At 63.0% G+C, this 15,177-nt stretch carries 12 protein-coding genes and 2 pseudogenes; 3 read left to right on the top strand and 11 right to left on the bottom strand.

Features of this window, described 5'->3' with window-relative positions:
- Complete coding sequence (locus M3A49_RS29305) at positions 1–936, top strand: AraC family transcriptional regulator (protein ID WP_266232127.1); 936 nt, start codon at positions 1–3, stop codon at positions 934–936.
- Positions 937–965: 29 nt separating this feature from the next.
- On the opposite strand, the gene M3A49_RS29300 is transcribed toward M3A49_RS29305, so the two are convergent.
- The 6 genes from M3A49_RS29300 to M3A49_RS29275 form a co-directional block, all read right to left on the bottom strand.
- The gene (locus M3A49_RS29300) at positions 966–2,399 is read right to left on the bottom strand and encodes an efflux transporter outer membrane subunit (RefSeq protein ID WP_416339034.1); all 1,434 of its coding nucleotides are present in this window, start codon (positions 2,397–2,399) and stop codon (positions 966–968) included.
- Between the two features lie 38 nt (positions 2,400–2,437).
- Entirely contained in the window at positions 2,438–3,973 is a 1,536-nt protein-coding gene (locus tag M3A49_RS29295) for a DHA2 family efflux MFS transporter permease subunit (RefSeq protein ID WP_254358099.1), read from the bottom strand.
- Positions 3,974–4,037: 64 nt separating this feature from the next.
- On the bottom strand, positions 4,038–5,123 hold the full coding sequence (locus tag M3A49_RS29290) for an HlyD family secretion protein (protein ID WP_266232124.1): 1,086 nt from the start codon (positions 5,121–5,123) through the stop codon (positions 4,038–4,040).
- 91 nt (positions 5,124–5,214) lie between these two features.
- Positions 5,215–5,640: a MarR family winged helix-turn-helix transcriptional regulator gene (locus M3A49_RS29285; protein ID WP_254358100.1), complete on the bottom strand. Its 426-nt coding sequence runs from the start codon at positions 5,638–5,640 to the stop codon at positions 5,215–5,217.
- A gap of 90 nt (positions 5,641–5,730) precedes the next feature.
- A complete protein-coding gene (locus tag M3A49_RS29280) occupies positions 5,731–6,660 on the bottom strand; it encodes a LysR family transcriptional regulator (RefSeq protein WP_266232200.1) in 930 nt (309 codons plus the stop codon).
- A 78-nt stretch (positions 6,661–6,738) separates the two neighbouring features.
- Positions 6,739–8,466, bottom strand: coding sequence for a ShlB/FhaC/HecB family hemolysin secretion/activation protein (locus M3A49_RS29275; protein WP_266232123.1), 1,728 nt, complete (start codon positions 8,464–8,466; stop codon positions 6,739–6,741).
- A gap of 14 nt (positions 8,467–8,480) precedes the next feature.
- Between M3A49_RS29275 and M3A49_RS29270 the strand changes: the two genes are divergently transcribed.
- Positions 8,481–8,723: a hypothetical protein gene (locus M3A49_RS29270; protein ID WP_266232122.1), complete on the top strand. Its 243-nt coding sequence runs from the start codon at positions 8,481–8,483 to the stop codon at positions 8,721–8,723.
- Positions 8,724–9,331: 608 nt separating this feature from the next.
- Here M3A49_RS29270 and M3A49_RS29265 read toward each other — a convergent pair.
- The gene (locus M3A49_RS29265) at positions 9,332–9,742 is read right to left on the bottom strand and encodes a hypothetical protein (protein ID WP_254358098.1); all 411 of its coding nucleotides are present in this window, start codon (positions 9,740–9,742) and stop codon (positions 9,332–9,334) included.
- A 106-nt stretch (positions 9,743–9,848) separates the two neighbouring features.
- A complete protein-coding gene (locus M3A49_RS29260) occupies positions 9,849–10,109 on the bottom strand; it encodes a hypothetical protein (RefSeq protein WP_266232121.1) in 261 nt (86 codons plus the stop codon).
- Between the two features lie 247 nt (positions 10,110–10,356).
- Here M3A49_RS29260 and M3A49_RS29255 point away from each other — a divergent pair, with 247 nt between their 5' ends.
- Positions 10,357–10,533, top strand: coding sequence for a hypothetical protein (locus tag M3A49_RS29255; RefSeq protein WP_266232120.1), 177 nt, complete (start codon positions 10,357–10,359; stop codon positions 10,531–10,533).
- 1,193 nt (positions 10,534–11,726) lie between these two features.
- On the opposite strand, the pseudogene M3A49_RS42765 reads toward M3A49_RS29255, so the two are convergent.
- From M3A49_RS42765 to M3A49_RS29240, 3 genes and pseudogenes are all read right to left on the bottom strand, one after another.
- Positions 11,727–13,409: pseudogene (locus M3A49_RS42765) on the bottom strand (hemagglutinin repeat-containing protein); the annotation flags it as partial.
- Positions 13,410–13,443: 34 nt separating this feature from the next.
- On the bottom strand, positions 13,444–13,842 hold the full coding sequence (locus M3A49_RS29245) for a hypothetical protein (protein WP_266232118.1): 399 nt from the start codon (positions 13,840–13,842) through the stop codon (positions 13,444–13,446).
- Positions 13,843–13,852: 10 nt separating this feature from the next.
- Positions 13,853–15,177 (bottom strand): annotated as a pseudogene (locus tag M3A49_RS29240) (cell surface protein); the annotation flags it as partial.

Genomic DNA, 15,177 nt, shown 5'->3' with positions numbered 1-15,177 from the left:
ATGGATCTGCTGAGCCGCCTTCTCGCGCTGATGCCCGTTGCCGGCCGCCTCGACGTGCGCTGCCATTTCGGCGCGCCCTGGCGCATCGATGATCCCGCTGCGAAGGCGCGCGAGATCCGTTATCACGTACTGCTTGCGGGGCGCGCCATCGTCGAGGATGCGCACGGTGCGCCCGTCGCGCTCCATGCGGGCGACATCGTGCTGTTTCCCTCGGGCAGCGCGCACGTGCTGCACGACGGCAGCGGCGCGGCGCCCGCCGCCGTCGCCAAACGCATGGAAAACGGCGTGAGCATCGAAACGAATGTGGGCGACGGCGCCATCGCCGACGTCCTGTGCGGCCGTTTCCTGCTGCCTGCCGTGCCGCAGCGCCTGCTGCGCGAGAATCTGCCTGCGCGCCTCGTCGTGCATAGCGCTCGGGACCGCACGGAAGCACCCGAACGTCTCGTGCGCCTGATCGCGCTGTTGCGCGACGAAGCGTATGAGGCGGCGCCGGGCAGCGAGTCGCTCGTGAACCATCTTTCCGGCGCGCTCTTCGGGCTCACGCTGCGCTACGCCAGCGCCGGCGACGCCCCGCCGCGCGGCCTGCTCGCGCTCGCGCAGCGGCCGCGCCTGCAACCCGCCATCGACGCCATGTTCGAAGCGCCCGGCAAGTCCTGGACGCTGCCCGAGCTTGCCGAGCTTTGCCACATGTCGCGTGCGACGTTCGCGCGGCACTTCGACGAGGCCATCGGCCGCTCGGCCGCCGACGTGCTCACCGATATCCGCATGACACTCGCGGGCCGCATGCTCGCGCAAAGCAACGATAGCGTGGCCGAGATCGGCGAGTTCGTCGGCTACCAGTCGGACGCCGCGTTCCAGCGCGGCTTCAAGCGCCACGTGGGCATGACGCCCGCACAGTGGCGCTCGCTGGCTCGCGAGGCGGCTTCCGGCGCTTGAGCGCAAGGTCACGGTTCTGTCCGTGCCGTTTAGCCGCCGTGCGCCGGCGTTTCCTGCGCGAGCACCACATCGCCGCTCTGGCTCCAGCCGCCGCCCAGCGACCGGTAGAGCGCCACCGCCGCGAGCGCGCGCTCGCGCTGCGCGTCGTTGAGCAGGTCCTGATCGGCGAGCAAGGTTTGCTGCGCGCTCAGTACGTCGAGAAAGTCCGCGGCGCCGCCCTTGTACAGCTGGTTGGCCAGCTTGAGCGATTGCGCCGATGAAGCCAGCGCGTCGTTCAACTGCTGCGTCTGGCTCGCCGTGCTCACGAGATCGCTGCGGCTGTCTTCCACTTCGCGCAAAGCCTGCAGCATGGTCTCCTGCAGATTCAATTGCGACTCGCGCATGCGGCTCTCGCTCTGGTCGATGTCGGCCGTGATGCGCCCCGCGTTGAAGATCGGACTCGTCGCGCCGATCGCCGCGCTAAAGAGGTTATCCGTAAGCGTGGGCATGCCGAGATAGGACGCCGCGAGAATACCATCCGTGAGATTGAGCGTGAACTTCGGATAACGCTCGGCGCGCGCCACCCCCACTTCCGCCGCGCGCTGCTGCACGGTCGCGTAGGCGGCCTGCACGTCGGGGCGGCGCAGCAGCGCTTCGGAGGGCAGCGTCTGCGGCACGCTCGTGGGGACACCGGGAATGGGCGCCGTTTGCGCGAGCGCGAGTTGTGCCACGGACTCCGGCGTGCGCCCCGTATACACGGCGATCAGGTTCAACTGATGATCGATGCTCGCCTGCGCACGCGGAACGCGCGCTTGCAGCTCGCTTAGCTGCGTTTGCGCGCGCGCCACGTCCAGTTGCGTGGAGAGGCCGTATTTCAGGCGGTCTTGCGTGAGCAGCAAGGTACGCTTGCGAATCTCCAGGTTGTCCTGAAGGATCTTCAACTCTGCCTGCGCATAGCGCAGATCGACGTACGCCGAGGCCGTATTCGCCGCGAGCGCGAGACGCACCGCATCGAGCGCATGCTTCTGGCCCACGAGATTCGCTTGCGCCGCGAGCAGGTCGAGCCGCTCGCCGCCGAACACGTCGGGCGACCAGCTCAACGCGAGGCCCGCGCCCGCCTGCTTCACATAGCCGAGCGGCGGCGGCGTGTTCTGCCGCGTATAAGCGCCATGCGCGGTGAAGTCGAGTTGCGGCAGCAGCGCTGCGTGCTTTTGCGTCGTGATCGATTGCGCCTGCTTCACGCGTTCGGCGGCAGCCTGCAAGTCGAGGTTGCCTTCGAGCACCGTGGCTAGCAGCGTATCGAGCGTCGGATCGCCGAATTGCGCCCACCAGGCGCGCGCTTCGATGGCGTCCTGCGGCGCGTCGATGCGCCATGCCATCGGCGCCGTTTCGTGCACCGTGGCGGGCAGATCGGGATGCTGCGCGGGCTGCACCGCGCACGCGGCGAGCACGGCAGCGGAAAGCAGCGAGAGTACGAGGCGCATGGGAGTCGATGAGCGTTCAGGGGTTTTCATGGGTCACCTCAATGGGCGTCGGGCGGCGGGCCACCCAGTGAAATCGGCTTGGAGAACGCCACGCTCGCAATGGCGACCAGGAAGCAAAGCGAGAGCACGAAGAACGTATCGGAGAACGTCATTACGAGCGCTTCGCGCAGAACCAGTGCGTGCAGTTGCGCGAGCCCCGCTTCCGCGGCATCGACGGCATTGCCCGCCACGGACGACCAATATGCGGTGCGGCCCGCCAGCAGCAACTGCACCTGCGGCGCGCCGCCGGTCACGCTCTCGTTCAGGCGCAGATAGTGGAAGTTGAGCCGGTCGTTGAGCATCGTCGCGCTCACGGCAATGCCGATCGCGCCGCCCAGATTGCGCATGAGGTTGAACAGACCGCTTGCCGACTTGAGCCGCGAAGGCGGCAGCGAGCCGAGTGACATCGTGACAATGGGCGGAATGGCGAATTGCTGGCCAATGCCGCGCAGCGCCTGCGGCACGAGAAACTGCTGCCAGCCCCAGTCGTGCGTAAGCGGCACATACAGGTAGCAGCCGAGCCCGAAGCAGATCAGCCCGAACAGCATGAGCGCGCGCATGCTGAAATAGCGCGTGGCGAAGGCATAAACGCCAAGCGCGAGCAACTGGAACACACCCACCGAAAGCAGCGACAAACCGATTTGCAGCGAACTATAGCCGCGCACTTCCGCGAGAAAGAGCGGCGTGAGATAAACGGCCACGAAAATGCCGATGCCCGTGACAAACGAAAGCAGACTGCCAATGCCGAAGTTGCGTACGAGCAGCGCGCGCAGATCGACGATGGGGTCCTTCGCCGTAAGCGCGTGGACGATGAAGAGAAAGCCGCAGATCGCCGAGATCCACGTACAGGCAACGATCACGTCGTCGCCGAACCAGTTCTTGCGCGGGCCTTCTTCGAGCACGTATTCGAGACAGCCGAGAAAGCCGCACATGAGCGCAATGCCGAGATAGTCGCCCCGCTTGAGCAGCGAAAGATCGGGCTTGTCGATGTTCACGTACTTCGGCACCAGCGCGGCCACCGCAATACCCGGCACGAGGTTCAGATAGAACAGCCAATGCCACGACCATTGATCAGTGATCCAGCCGCCGATCACGGGCCCGAGCGTGGGCGCGAGCGAGGCGAGCGCGCCAATGGTCGTGGAGGCGACGAGGCGCTGCTTGCCGGGAAAGAGCACGAAGGCCGTGGTGAACACGGTGGGGATCATCGCCGCGCCGAGTGCGCCTTGCAGGCCGCGAAACACGATCATCGAGTTGATGTCCCAGGCGAGGCCGCACAGCATGCTCGTGATGGTGAAGCCCACCGCGGAGGCCACGAAGAGCCAGCGCGTGGAGAACACCTTCGAGAGCCAGCCCGACATGGGAATCACCATGATCTCGGCAATCAGATAAGCCGTTTGCACCCATGACAGCTCGTCCTGGCTCGCGGAGAGACCGCCGCCGATGTCGCGCAGCGACGAAGCGACGATCTGGATGTCGAGCGTGGCCATGAAGAAGCCGACACACATCAGCGCGAAGGCGAAGGCGCGCTGCGCCATCGGCTGGAGATGCGGGGCGAGTGTCGGGTCGGCGCTGTGCGTGGCGTTCATCGTCGTAGCCTCTTCAATGCGCTTGCGCGAGATGCACTTTCACGGTCGCCGAAAGGCCGGGGCGCAGCGCGCCTTGCAGGTCCGCCGGCGCAGTAGCGTCGATGCGGATGCGCACCGGCACGCGCTGCACGATCTTCGTGAAGTTGCCCGTGGCGTTCTCGGGCGGCAGCACGCTGAAGGTCGCACCGGTGGCGGGCGCGAGGCTCTCCACGGTGCCGTGCAGCGTCCCGCTGGCCGCGTCGAGCATCACGTCGGCGCGGTCGCCCGCGTGCATCTTCTTCAACTGGTCTTCCTTGAAATTCGCGTCCACCCACAGGCCCGTGGCGGGCACCACGGTAAGCAGCGGCGCGCCCACGTTGGCAAGCGTGCCCACCCGCGCCGTGCGATTGCCGATGTAGCCATCCACTGGCGCAGTCAACGTCGTGTATTCGACGTTCAGTTGCGCGAGGCGCTGGTTGGCCTCGGCCGTTGCGACACGCGCCTGAGCGTCGTTGATCTGCGCGGCCAGTACGTCGAGCTGGCGTTGCGCCGCCAGGACCGCCGCGCCGCTTTGCGCAACCGACGCCTGGGCCTTCGCGTAGTCGGAGTCCGCACGCTCGACCAGCTGGTTGGAGACCGCGTCGTCCTTCACCAGCTCGCGGTAGCGCGTCTGGTCCTGACCGCTGCGCGTGAGTTCCGCGTTCGAGGCGCGCACTTCCGCCTGGTGCTGGTTGATCACCGCTTCCTGCAACGTGCGCCTCGCCTGCAACTCGTCGACCGCGGCGCGCGCGCTCGCAAGCTCCGCGTTGGCCTGGGCGAGCTTCGCGTCGTAGTCGCGCGAGTCGAGACGCAGCAGCACCTGGCCCGCGTGCACGCGCTGGTTGTCCTGCACGGGAATCTCGGAGACGAAGCCGCTCACGCGCGGCGCCATCACAGTGACGTTGCCGCCCACGTAGGCGTCGTCAGTGCTCTCGACGAAGCGCAGCACGAAGGACCAGTAGCCGGCGGCAGCCGCCAGCACGAGAGCGACCGCGCCTAGCGCGAGACGCATGCGCGAGATGCGCGTACGCTCTCTCGCTTGCGTCGGCTCGGCCGCGACGGGAGTGGAAGGACTCGACATGACGTTTACCTGTGCATATACACTTCTGAAGATGAAAAAAACGCCGCGATGGGAAGAAGCGCGACGCAACCCACAAACTCAATCGAAAACACTAAACCGCCCGAGTGATGCGAAACAACTCGCGCCGCAGCCACGCGGCGCGGCGTGCGCCAAAGCGGCGCTCGAATTCGTCCTGCGCCGCGCGCCAGTGTTCGTGCGCCGCGTCGAGCCGCGTACGGCCCACTTGCGTGAGCGCGAGGCGGCGGCGGCGTTCGCCGCGGTCCGGCGCATCGGCCACGAGCGCACCGCGTAACAGCGGCCGCAAGGCCCGCACGAGCGTGGTACGCTCCATCACCATCGAGCGCCCGAGTTCCGCCATCGTGAGGCTCGACGCGCGACCCAGCGCGCCAAGAATGCTGAACTGCGTGGGCGTGAGCCCCGCCGCGCTCAGGTGCCGCTCGTAAAGCTGCGACAGATGCCGAGCGGCCTGGCGTACGGCAAAGCAATCGTCGTGCTCGGGTGACTGGTAGATGTGCATATGCACAGAGTAGTCGCCAATCAGGCCCTGAACAAGCCTTACGCGCGGCATCAGATTATGGTCGCAGCGACAATAATCGCGGCCAAGCTTTCAATTAGCCTTCACTTCGGAGGGCGCCTCGTGCGTCACATCGTCGAAAAACGCCGTCGCATGGTCGATGAACGCGCGCACCTTCGCCGGCAGCAACGTGCGCGTGGTGTAGGCGAGGCGAATCTCGATCTGCGAGTCGATGAGCGGGAAGTCGTCGAGCACCGTCACGAGCTTGCCCGCCTCGAGTTCCTCCCTCACGAGCGCGACGGGGAGAATGCCGATGCCGAAGCCTTCCAGCACCATCTCGCGGTTGAACTCGGGGTTGTTCGAGGCGATTTCGTGGTGCAACGGCACGACGACTTCCTCGTCGTCCACACGAAACGCGATCGCGGGCTTGCGCATGGAAGGTGGCATCGGTACGAACACGTGGTCGACGAGGTCCGCGGGATGCTTCGGCGTGCCATGCGCTGCGAGATACGCGGGCGTCGTGACGAGCGCGAGAGGAATGCGCTCGAGCAGGCGCGTGACGGTCGATTCGTTGTTGAGCATGAACGGCAGCACGAGGCCGAGGTCGTAGCCGTCCGCGATCAGGTCAACGGGGCGCTCGGTGAGGATCACGTCGAGTGTCACCTTGGGATGCGCGCGCTTGAAGCTGGCGATGAGCGGCACGAGTCGATTGACCGTGGCCGTGGTGTGCGCGACCAGGCGCAGCACGCCGCTCGCTTCGCGCGTTTGCACGGTGGCGTCGGCCTCCAGCGCGTCGAGGTCGTCGAGCACGCGGCAGCAGCCTTCGTAGAAGCGCTCGGCCGCCTCGGTGAGCGACACCGCGCGCGTGCTGCGATGAAAGAGCCGATTACCAAGCCGCTTTTCGAGGCGCGCGATGGCGCGCGAGACGACCGGCGTGGTGAGGCTGTGCATGTCCGCGGCGCGCGTGAAGCTGCGCGCCTCGACGACGGAGCGGAAGATCCGCAGGCTGTCGATGTAGTCCATGGTCGTGAGGGGGATGGTGTTGGCGTAGCTTAACACCGGGGAACGCGCCCCACTCGCGCATGACGACGGGGTGATTTGTCAGAACTGTGCGGTTGCCTGCACGCCGACCGTCGCGCGTGACGTTGGGAAACCGCGAGGCTTGTAGATTGGCGTTCCCATGAAGAGGTCATAGCTGAAGCCTGCGTACTTCACGGGGATGCCGCCGCGGACGCCGATCACTGCGCCCGCGAGCTGCGTACCCGCGAGGAACGCCGTGCCCGGCCCGAACACGTGGCCGTAGTCGATGCCTGCGTAGAGCGTCTGCCCCGTCTGGAACACGGGCCATTGCACCTCGTTGCGCCAGTAGAAGCCGCGCTCGGCGGCCAGCATCGTATTGCCGTCGAAGCCGCGCACGGTGTAGCGGCTGCCGATGGTCAGGTCGTCGATATAGAAAAGCGCGTCGTTGGTGAACTGGCCGTGCATGGTTCCCACATAAGCGAAGCGCTGCGAGCCGACGGCGAACGGCACCGAGAGGGTGTCGTCGAGCACAGCCATGTGGAAGCGATAGGTAGGACCGTTCGCGTACGGGTCGGGTGTCGCGCCAAAGCCCCCGATGCCCTGGCGATACGCCAGCGTGCCGTCGAACTGCGCCGCGCCGAAGTAGTGACGATCGGTCACCCCGAGTTCGAGGAACGTGTTGTTGCGGGCCTGCGTGGGGATGGTCGTGTCGTCGATAAAGCTGTCGCCAAACCGCTTCGAGAGCTGCAGATACCCACCGAGGACATCGTTCTGGCCGCGCGCGATGACACGCGCGAGACGCAGCGCGGCAGTCTGCGAATCGCCGCTCGATACGAACGTCTGGTTCACGCCCGCGATGTTCTGGTAGTACGTGTTCGTGTTGCCCGAGAGCGTGGCCGCCCAGTAGGCCCACGGCACCGAATACGAGCCATTGAAGCCGTGCGAGCCCAGTGACTTGTTGGCGAACGAGAGGTCCTGGTTCGCGCCTACCGTGAAGATGTCGTTCAGGCCGAGCGGGTTGTCGATGCCAAGACTCACGTTGCCCTGCCACTTGCCCGTGGCGTCGGTGCCTGAGTTGTCCACCGAGGCAACGAACGTCCACGGCTTGCCGCGCTTGAGCGTCACGACCACATCGCTTTCGCCGGGTGCGCCGGTTGGCTCGATCTGCATGTCGGCATCCTGACTTGCCACGCGCTTCATCTGCTCCAGGCCCTGCTCGAGGTCGCGCAGGTTCAGCAGCGCGCCGCTTCCGGTGGGGAATGCCGTTTTCCACGTCCCCCACGTCGACGGATCGGCCAGCCGCACATGGCGCACGACGCCAGGCACGAGCGCAAACCTCATGACGCCCGAGGACAGGTCCTGCTCGGGCATCAGCGCACGCGTGGTGATGTAGCCGCGCGAGAGGATCGCCTGTTGCAGGCCCTTCACCAGCACGTCCATCCCGGCCTTGCCGATGCATTGCCCCTGGTAGTGGTCGAGCCACTCGAGCGCGAAGGCGAACGGGTCCTGCGGCAGCGCGGACGCGCCCTGTTTTCGTATGGCGTCGGACAGCGCGGGCGGCACGTCGAGCGTGAACGTCTCGATGCGGAAACAAGGCGTCTCCTGCGGCAGCTCGGGGTACGCCTGCGCCTGCGGCACGGCCGAGCCCACGGCGGGTGTCTGGACGGTGGCCTCACGATGCTGCGCGTCGAGACGCTGTTGCTGCATCTGCTCGGTTTCCATGCCGCCCAGGTTTTGTGCCGGCACGTTGGGCGCGAGTGTGGCCAGGGCTGTGAGCGGCAGCGCGGCCAACCTCTTTCGAATCTTCATGGTGACGATGGGGTGTGGAAAATCATACCTTGTTACTTTTGGAGTCCTTAATTATTGAGATAGCGCCCCGTGCGCGGAGGCTGTTACTACGAATTCTGCAAATTCATTTGTCTCTGGTGACTACAGGCAACACCTCGGCTGCGGCCTGGGGTGTTGTTTCAACCAAAGAAGATGTTTTTCACCACCACGTATACGATAAAACCCATGGTGGCGACGAAGACTCAACACCAGAGAATTCTTTGCAATCGCGTCTTTAGCGATGATGCAATTGACGACCCCATATTCCAACCAAAGAGGACGTTTTTCAGCTCCACATAATCGATGAAACCCATCATCGTCGTAAAGACGATCAGGCGTGCAGTTCGACTGCAACGCGATCGATTAGAATACGAGAACGGGAAGCAGGCATCACGTCACCATCTCGTCTGAGTTTGCCCGTGCTCAACGGAATATCCCGTGCTGCGCAGCTGTCTCAGGGATGGGACTGGCGCCTCACTGGGTCGAATAGATAGATACCGCCTGCGATGACCACGAGCATCACCAGCACAACGAGAAGTAGATTTCGCCATCCCCTGCGCGTTGCCGGAAGATCGCTTAGGCTCGCTCCCGCGCCCATTGATCCACTGAGGACTTCGAGAGCGATAAGCAGCAGTACAGCCATAATCATCGTCCCTTTCGCGATTCCACCAAAGAGCAGTTCAGCGAAATGACCGAGCCAAGTGGAGCGTCGTGGCCCTACTGATGGACGGCGAAACTCGGGATGTTTGTTGGAAAACATTGCAGTTGTCTGGACGCAGTTGTTTGTTGTACCGGTCGACGACGGAGCCGGAGTGTTCACGTCCGGCTACCCGGCGACGTAGTTGAGCTATCCGCTAACGGCGTTACGCCCTCTCCATAGGGAAACGATGCCCGCAAAGCAAAGACAGCCTGTCACTACCGGACTTGGGCCGGGTTGAGCAACCATTGTCAGAACGGTCATGCCAAGGTTCGTTAGAAACGCCCCTACTGCGATGCGCCAGACCAGTTTCGTACATCGGTACAAGCACCGTGCTAACAGGTAGTAGACGGCAGCGAAGGCAAGAACCATGACGACGGCGTTGACAGTTCCTGAAAAGCGTTGGATCGAAGTTGCCTGTTGCGGAAACGGGATAGAAGCACCACCTATCGCCAACATGACCGCCGCGACCACCTGGAGCACCGCCAAAATATAGAGCGCGACCTGCGCAACAGCGAACTTGTCTTCACCGACAAAGACGGTCGATTGTGACTCGATCATTTCTTTTCTCCTGGGTTGCAAGTTTCTTCGCAAGCTGATGTTCGTCGGTGTTAATGCTCGTGCCACTGTGCAACTGCCTGTTGTACAGGTCAGCAGTTTTGTGCTGCTACAACATCGCAACAAGGTATGAGCGCCCAAAAGGGAATGCGGCTGCCAAGCCGATGCTCACTAGCGCACCAATCCCGCCAAACGCAGTCGGTTCGTTATAGGAAAACCAAGCAAACAGCAGCGGCGCCATCGTCATCGTTGACTTCAGCCAATATAAAAACTTCGCTCTAAACGAATCCTCCAGGTTTCTACCGAAGAGAAGAAAGGTAACCAGCAGAACCGCAAGAGCAATTACGAACGCACCGATTTCCATGTTCATTTTTTCGTCTCCCCAAGCTGATCCCAAGTGTTTCTAATCCTCCACCACGGGTTGGTGAATGGATCAAACATAGGGTCAACCGATTGAGCCAACCCGGTCGAATTTCCCAGCGGAACACCTACTTGCTTCCAGCAGCAATCGTCCCCGTTTTTGTCGCGAAGAGAACGCTTGATTGCATTAGCGAACTTGTGCCGCCTGCCCATGTGCTCAAGGATTGACCGTAGATGCCCCCCAGAGCAGCCGCTGCGTGACACTGCGCACGACGCCAGACTACGGCCTGGCGCCACCCGCCGCGGGATTTATGCCGTCGACGCAGGTCGCCGGCCTCTACCTGCAACGCGCGGGCTTTGAACCCGGGCAACCCATGCGCCTGTCCTTCGACTACCGCAACAACTGCCTCACCATCTCGCCTGAGCGCTTCTGATGCCCACAAACTGCAAACCCAGCCTGAAGGCCGGGTTTGTTGCTATCGCACCCTTCTTCTAGACCAGACTATGAAGGTAATTGCAATCGCCAGAAGCGTTCCTCTTGCGAGTACGCCCCTAACATTGACACTCACCAGAAGGCTGTGAATGTCTAATTGGCCAAGACATCCCGGCATAAATACACAGTGGATGTATACGCTGATTAACCATGCGACACAGACACCGCAAAGGCAAATCCCCCAAGCCAGTAGAAACCCAATTAGCCATCTAATCATTTCTTTTGGCTGCCCGAATTTGAAGTTGGGATCATAGCCCCTGTTGCTTCTTGGCCCATGCCACCCAACACCGAGCCGCTAATTACGCCAGCACTATTTGGCCTGAACAGATTCCATCCGCTGCTCGCCCATACTCCGGTCGAAGCCCAGTTTGATGAATCTAGTCCAGGCTTCAGGAATGTATTCACTCCATTTTCAGCGGCCTTGCCAATTCCATAACCTAAGCCGGACAGGACTCCACTACTCAGCGCTGATCCGGCAACACTATCGCTCTTGCCTTGCATATAGTTGTTGATGGCCGTGGTTGCCGCTCCGCTGAATGCGTTGATAACCACGTTCCGAGCCAGACCGCCATATGAACCTGCCACGCCGGTTGCATACGCACCAGCCACATTTAGCCAGTTAATATCTCCGGTCTGAGCATACTGCGATCCCGCACTGATGGCCGCGCTAATTGCACCCGTGCCATTTGCCGACGCCAGCGCGGCTGAACCCATCGCCCCGCCTGTGCTAAAGATCGGTGCCCCTGGTATCGAGGCGAGCCCGGCAACGAGTTCCGGGCCGAGCCCTGCCGTTACAAGGCCACCGGCTATCGCCAGACCTGCCTTCGGATTCGGTACTGCCCCAGGCAAGGCGTTTTGTTCTGGCGTGCGCGAGCCATCCTTGTTGCCGTACATGAACGGACTGTTGTACTCGGCAGACGTCGCCCGGAGCATATTGCTCCCGGCATTCTGGCTGATAAACGCCGTCGCATATCTGTTTCCGTCGGGCGCCGGTCCCGCGCTGGCCGATGCATCGACCAGCCTGTAGCCGCTGGCCAGCAACATCTGCTGCGCCTGATCGGTCGTGATCGTCTGTCCAGTCTGGCCTTCGTAAAACTGCGCGAACTTGCCTGCATTGTCCTTCGCCCACTGCCGCTCGTCTGGATGCAACTGCCTGTTGTAAAGATCCACGGTCGAGCTGGCAAACGCGCCCGCGCCACCTACTGCCGCACCCGCGCCTGTCGCGATGACGTTCGCGACGATGTTGCCGAGCGCGGCGTTCATGTTCGCATCGCCGGTCAGGTTCGACGCCGCAATCGAATCACTGAGCTTGTTCAGCTCGCCCCCCATCTTCGAGCCAATACCCGCGCCTGCTGCACCCGCGACAGCACTGCCCACGCCGCCGCCCAGACCCGCTACGACCGCCGCGCCCGCCGCCTGCATCTCCGCACGCTTGCTGCCGCCTTCAGCCCAAGCGGAGTCACCCGTCGCCCTGGCCTGCGCATCCGCGTAGTCCCCGATGCGCTGCGCCACCGCCTGCCCAGCGGCCTGTGCAGCGTTCATGCGGTCGCCCTGCTGGTTCAGCAGGGCGCTTACGTCAGGCAGCTTCGACACACTACCGTTCGTGTTCGTCGTGTCCCGGGAGAGATTCGCGACGTCCTGCCTCTGGTTTGCCCCGTCCGTCACAGTGATCGCACCTGCACTCACGGCGCTGCGCGTGGTCGCACTCGCCGATCCGCTGTCGCTCTGCGGCAGCATCGGCGCCACGCCGCCCCTGTTCGACCCCGAGCCGGGGCCTACCGCCTTGCCCGTATTTGCAACCCCCACGCCCGCACTGATGCCGTTGCTCGTCGCATCGTAGTGCGAGTGGTTTGCGATATCGCTGTACGTCAGCGTCCCGGTTGTCAGGCTGTTTTGTGCTGCGTCTGCCGCACTCGTTATCACGCCGCCCTTCAGGTCCGTGTTCCCCCTCACGTTGATATCGAAACCACCACTACCCGCATTGATCCCCGCCTGCTCGTTCACGCCCGCATAGTTCGAATCCGCATGGCCGTTCTGCGCGCTGAAGCTCGCGCTGCCGCCGCCCTGGCTGATCGTGAAGCCGCCGCCCGCGCTGCTCTGGTGCGCGGCGCTGTTCGTCACGTCCTGCACACTCGCGATATTCAGGTTGCCGCCCACGTCCGCGATCACCTTGCCGCCGTTGATCTGCGAGCCGGTGACGTTCGTGTCGCCGCCCGAGATCACCGTCACGCTGTTCACGCCGTTCACGTGCGAGGCATTCTGGATCGCCGCGTCGCTGTTCGCGTCTCCGTGCGCGTTCGCCATCGCAGCCGACACACCAAAGCCGCCGCCCAGCGTGTACTGCACGCCAACGCTCGCGCTACTGGAGCTGTTCGAGCTGCGCGTCGAATCGGTGTTCGTGGTGTTGACCACGTCCACCTGGTTCTTCGCGGCCAGCAGCACGTCGTTCGCGCTCACGTTCGAACCGGCAATCGTGACGTTGCCGCGGCCGGGTGTACCGTCGCCCGTTGCGACGAACGCCGCCGCACCGCCCGCCGCCACGTTCGAGCCTCGCTGCGTCGTGATGTCCTCCGACGACTGGCTTTGGCTCTTGCTCGCACCGATGCTCACCTTGATGCCGATATCGGGCTTCCCACCATCGGCAAGGGCCTTCACCCCCGTGCCTGCCATTGCCGCATCGCTCCCCGCTGCAATCGCATGCAGCGCCGCCGCGCGGTCATTGCCGCTGCCCGCAGAGTGGCTGACGGCGCGACCTTCCGAATACGCGCTGTTGATCGCATCGCCCACCGAACCGGCGAGGCCAATCGTCAGGCCGCTGCTTCCCGCCGGAACGCCCCGTTCAGCGGCAGTTTTAAAACGGCCCGATATCGTCGAGTACTTCGGCTCGGCTTAGGCGACCGATGCGCAACAGAACATCAACTTCGTCACCTTCGTTTACTCTTTCGTATTTCCAATCTGATGGCCCAATCACAAACAAGTGGCCCTCCACGTCCACCTCCAGCATATTTCTAGCCGGCACCTTGACCAAAAGCCGACCTTGCTGCTCGGTGTGTTCCGGCACGACGAATTTTCGTGTTACCCGGCCCTTCTTTGTTGCCGGACTCACGACACTGAAGTTGAGTAAGCCAAGTGAGATTTTGAAAACGATGAAAACTAGCAATAACCCTATAGCGAAAAATAGGCACCCGACAACGGCGCTTAGCCCGCCTTGATTGATCAGTTCGAACGGAAAAACTAGCAAGCGACTCATGAGAGCGATCTCATTTTGAGGAATTCGGATTGTTCAAGCTATTCTGGACCTTCGTTTGCGCTGGCCCGGAGAGAATTTGGACAACGTGGTTTGCAATATTGCCCGTGAGACCGGGGAGCCAAATTTGCGCTGCCGTGCCAACGCCATACGCGGTTGCCGAAGTCGCTGCGAAAGCGGACGGATCGCTCGATGGATTGACCATTCCGCCCCCTGCGAACGCTCCCGTCGCGCTTACAAGCCCGTTGTAGGTGCCGACCGCGATCTTCGCTCCGATACCACTTCCAAGTGTATCCAGAGGAAGTCCAAGTGGTGTCAAGGCGGCGGCCGCACCTCCAACTATCAGAGACTTCCCAGCGTTCGGGGCGTCGCTGCTCGTATGGGTAAGGTAACTGATCGCGTCACCTGAGAAATCGTAGGCGGTATTAAGAGCCCAAGCTCCTGCGAGCAATGGCGAAACAGTACCGACTGCGACCATCGCGAGAGCGCCTCCTGCTGCAACGCCAACTTGCGGATGAGCGTCGTGTCCTGGCAGGGCCTGTTGTTCCGGCGAGAGCGAATGGTCCGCGTTGCCATAGAGGAACGGACTGTTGTACTCAGTTGGTGCCGCACGGAACATGCTTCCACCATTCTGGCTGATGAACGCCGTCGCGTATTGGTTTCCGTCCGGCGCCGGTCCTGCGCTTGCTGCGGCATCAACCAACCGGTAGCCGCTTGCCAACAACATCTGCTGCGCCTGGTCAGCCGTGATCGTCTGTCCGGTCTGATCTTTATAGAACTGCGCGAATTTGCTTGCGTTGTCCTTCGCCCACTGCCGCTCATCCGGATGCAACTGCCTGTTGTAAAGGTCCACGGTCGAACTGCCAAACGCACCCGCGCCACCCGCTGCCGCACCCGCACCAGTCGCGATCACGTTCGCCACGATGTTGCCGAGCGCGGCGTTCATGTTCGCATCGCCGGTCAGGTTCGACGCCGCAATCGAATCACTGAGCTTGTTGAGCTCGCCCCCCATCTTCGAGCCAATACCCGCGCCTGCTGCACCCGCGACAGCACTGCCCACGCCGCCGCCCAAGCCCGCTACGACCGCCGCGCCCGCCGCCTGCATCTCCGCACGCTTGCTGCCGCCTTCAGCCCAAGCGGAGTCACCCGTCGCCCTGGCCTGCGCATCCGCGTAGTCCCCGATGCGCTGCGCCACCGCCTGCCCAGCGGCCTGTGCAGCGTTCATGCGGTCGCCCTGCTGGTTCAGCAGGGCGCTTACGTCAGGCAGCTTCGACACACTACCGTTCGTGTTCGTCGTGTCCCGGGAGAGATTCGCGACGTCCTGCCTCTGGTTTGCCC

Origin of the sequence: Paraburkholderia sp. CNPSo 3076 (genome assembly GCF_026343935.1) — a bacterium.
Taxonomy (GTDB): domain Bacteria; phylum Pseudomonadota; class Gammaproteobacteria; order Burkholderiales; family Burkholderiaceae; genus Paraburkholderia; species Paraburkholderia nodosa.
This window is presented reverse-complemented; position numbering and strand designations above follow the sequence as displayed.

What these genes read in the sequence shown, in the direction of transcription:
- M3A49_RS29300 (WP_416339034.1), bottom strand. Translation starts at nt 2,399, where the DNA reads ATGCGCCTCGTACTCTCGCTGCTTTCCGCTGCCGTGCTCGCCGCGTGC.
- M3A49_RS29260 (WP_266232121.1), bottom strand. Translation starts at nt 10,109, where the DNA reads ATGAACATGGAAATCGGTGCGTTCGTAATTGCTCTTGCGGTTCTGCTG.
- M3A49_RS29280 (WP_266232200.1), bottom strand. Translation starts at nt 6,660, where the DNA reads ATGGACTACATCGACAGCCTGCGGATCTTCCGCTCCGTCGTCGAGGCG.
- M3A49_RS29245 (WP_266232118.1), bottom strand. Translation starts at nt 13,842, where the DNA reads ATGAGTCGCTTGCTAGTTTTTCCGTTCGAACTGATCAATCAAGGCGGG.
- M3A49_RS29295 (WP_254358099.1), bottom strand. Translation starts at nt 3,973, where the DNA reads ATGGCGCAGCGCGCCTTCGCCTTCGCGCTGATGTGTGTCGGCTTCTTC.
- M3A49_RS29290 (WP_266232124.1), bottom strand. Translation starts at nt 5,123, where the DNA reads ATGTCGAGTCCTTCCACTCCCGTCGCGGCCGAGCCGACGCAAGCGAGA.
- M3A49_RS29305 (WP_266232127.1), top strand. Translation starts at nt 1, where the DNA reads ATGGATCTGCTGAGCCGCCTTCTCGCGCTGATGCCCGTTGCCGGCCGC.
- M3A49_RS29265 (WP_254358098.1), bottom strand. Translation starts at nt 9,742, where the DNA reads ATGATCGAGTCACAATCGACCGTCTTTGTCGGTGAAGACAAGTTCGCT.
- M3A49_RS29275 (WP_266232123.1), bottom strand. Translation starts at nt 8,466, where the DNA reads ATGAAGATTCGAAAGAGGTTGGCCGCGCTGCCGCTCACAGCCCTGGCC.
- M3A49_RS29285 (WP_254358100.1), bottom strand. Translation starts at nt 5,640, where the DNA reads ATGCACATCTACCAGTCACCCGAGCACGACGATTGCTTTGCCGTACGC.